At 71.0% G+C, this 2,795-nt stretch carries 1 protein-coding gene and 1 pseudogene; one reads left to right on the top strand and one right to left on the bottom strand.

The window, feature by feature from the left end; translation table 11 throughout:
- Window positions 1–664, bottom strand: a pseudogene (locus tag L0P92_RS43665) (peptidoglycan-binding protein); the annotation flags it as partial.
- 160 nt (window positions 665–824) lie between these two features.
- Between L0P92_RS43665 and L0P92_RS43660 the strand changes: the two are divergent.
- Window positions 825–2,795: MDR family MFS transporter (locus tag L0P92_RS43660; protein ID WP_234768683.1), on the top strand; the 1,971-nt coding region annotated here is incomplete at its 3' end.

Genomic DNA, 2,795 nt, shown 5'->3' with positions numbered 1-2,795 from the left:
GAGACGGGGAGGGTGAGGGAGACGCGCTCACGGTCGGGGTCGGCGAAGGCGAAGGCGGTGGCTGCGTACGCGGCGGAGCCGGCCGCTGTGATGCCTCGCTCGTGGACGGCACCGGGACGCTCGCCCGTACGTCGTCCGGCAGTGCCGTGTCCCGGGACGGGGTCTCGTACGTGAACAGCCCGCTCGCCAGGCCCGCCGCCGCGACCACCGCCACGATCGCGCCGCCCGCGCCGAGGAGGACGGTGCGGGTACGGCGGTGAGGATGACGGCGTGCCGCCGTGTACGGAGAGTCGGCTCCGGTGTCGGGGACGTCCGTCGTCGCGTCCGGCTCGAACGCGCCGAGGTCCACGGCGGGAGGGGAGGGGGGTGCCGGAGGGATCGCCCGTAACCGCATCGTCTCCTCGGCGAGGGACGCGGCGGCGGCCCCGTCGCCGTCGGGCTCCAGCTCCACGTACGGCCGTATCCGCAGCGGATCGAAGTCCTCCGCCGCTGCCGCCTCCGCGGTGCGGGCGTCGCGCAGGGCCTCGGACACGCGTGGGCCGCAGCCGCAGGACGGGGTGTTGTCCGGGGCTCTCGGCGTACCGCACTCCGGGCAGGGGTGACCGTTCTGGCCTATCGGGCCCTGCTGGTCTTCCGGACCCTTCGTGTCCGTCCGCTCTGTCACGCGTTCGTCCCTCCCCGTCGCGAACTCCCCACACTATGCAGACGTTCCTCACGTGGTCTCCGGAAGCCCCCGGAAGGAACGATTCCAAAGGGACTCGACAGGCCATAACCGGGCATAGCGATCACGATGGGGGGTGTAACGAGACCCTCGGGAGGTCTGCATGGCCGGGGACGCGCACGGTACGTCCGGAAATGTGCGTGACGCGCAGCCCCCGGGACGGGGAGCCGACGCGCACGAGAACGTGCCCGGCAACGTCCTCGTCTCCATCGGCGCGCTGCTGCTCGGCATGCTGCTCGCCGCGCTCGACCAGACCATCGTGTCGACCGCCCTGCCCACCATCGTCAGCGACCTCGGCGGCCTGGAGCATCTGTCCTGGGTCGTGACCGCGTATCTGCTGGCGTCCACGGCCGCGACCCCGCTGTGGGGCAAACTCGGTGACCAGTACGGACGCAAGCGGCTCTTTCAGATCGCGATCGTGATCTTTCTCGTCGGGTCTGCCTTGTGCGGCATGTCGCAGGACATGGTCCAGCTCATCGCCTTCCGGGCCGTTCAGGGGCTGGGCGGTGGCGGGCTCATGGTGCTGTCCATGGCGATCGTGGGGGACATCGTCTCGCCGCGGGAGCGGGGGCGGTACCAGGGGCTGTTCGGGGGTGTGTTCGGGGCGACCAGTGTGCTCGGGCCGTTGCTCGGCGGGGTGTTCACGGAGCATCTGAGCTGGCGGTGGGTGTTCTACGTCAATCTGCCCGTCGGCGTGGTCGCGCTGGTGGTGATCGCGGGGGCGCTGCGGATTCCGCGGAAGTCGACGCGGCATGTCATCGACTACCTGGGGACGTTTCTCATCGCGTCCGTGGCCACCTGTCTGGTGCTGGTCGCTTCTCTCGGGGGGACCACCTGGGCGTGGGGGTCGGCGCAGATCGTCGGGCTCGCGGTGCTGGGAGTGGTGCTCACCTGTGCGTTCGTCGCGGTGGAGCGGCGGGCCGCCGAACCTGTGCTTCCGTTGAAACTGTTCCGGGTACGGACCTTCGCGCTGTCGGCCGTCATCAGCTTCATCGTCGGGTTCGCCATGTTCGGCGCGATGACCTATCTGCCGACGTTTCTCCAGGTCGTACAGGGTGTCAGTCCGACCATGTCCGGGGTGCACATGCTGCCGATGGTCGCCGGCATGCTGCTGGCGTCCACCGCGTCCGGGCAGATCGTCAGCCGTACCGGGCGGTGGAAGGTGTTCCCGGTCGCCGGGACCGGGGTCACCACGCTGGGGCTGTTGCTGCTGCATCAGCTCGACGTGGACAGCTCCACCTGGGAGATGAGCCTGTACTTCTTCGTGTTCGGGCTGGGGCTCGGGCTGGTCATGCAGGTGCTCGTGCTGATCGTGCAGAACGCCGTCTCCTACGAGGATCTCGGCGTCGCCACCTCCGGGGCGACCTTCTTCCGGTCCATCGGGGCGTCGTTCGGCGTCGCCATCTTCGGCACGGTCTTCGCCGGGCGGCTCGACGACAAGCTGGTGGAGGCGTTTCGGGGGGTGCGGCTGCCGAGCGGGGTCTCGTTGGAGGGGCTGGAGGCCGATCCGCGCGACATCGCTCTGCTGCCGGGGGCGTTGCGGCCGGCCGCGCTGGAGGCTTACGCCTCCGCGATCACCGATGTGTTCCTGTACGCCGCGCCTGTGGCGTTGGTCGGGTTCGTGCTGGCGTGGTTCCTGCGGGAGGACCGGTTGCGGGGGTCGGTGACCGCGCCTGATGTCACCGAGACGCTGGCCAGCAATCCGGTGGAGCGGTCGTCGTACGACGAGGTGTGCCGGGCGTTGTCGGTGCTCGGGACGCGGGAGGGGCGGCGGGAGGTGTACCGGGAGATCACCGAGCGGGCCGGGTACGACCTGCTGCCCGCGGCCAGTTGGCTGTTGCTGCGGATGAAGAAGTACGGGTGGGTGGAGCCGGCGGTGCGCGCGGTGGGGGGTGGCGGTGCCGTCCCGGGCGTGGCGGGGGGGGGCGGAGCCCGGCTGCCTGCGGAGGGGGTGGTCGCGGTGGTCGAGGGGCGCGGCCGGCAGCGGCGTCTGCACGGGCTGGTCCGCAGCGGCGGTCTCGCCGGTGGTCCGCGGCCGGGAGCGGAGCCGGCGGGCGGCGGCCTCCGCGGCCGG

The sequence above is a fragment of the Streptomyces muensis genome (assembly GCF_021474425.1).
GTDB classification, from domain to species: Bacteria; Actinomycetota; Actinomycetes; order Streptomycetales; family Streptomycetaceae; genus Streptomyces; species Streptomyces muensis.
Note: the sequence above shows the minus strand (reverse complement) of the source record. Positions and strands in the feature narration are given on the sequence as shown.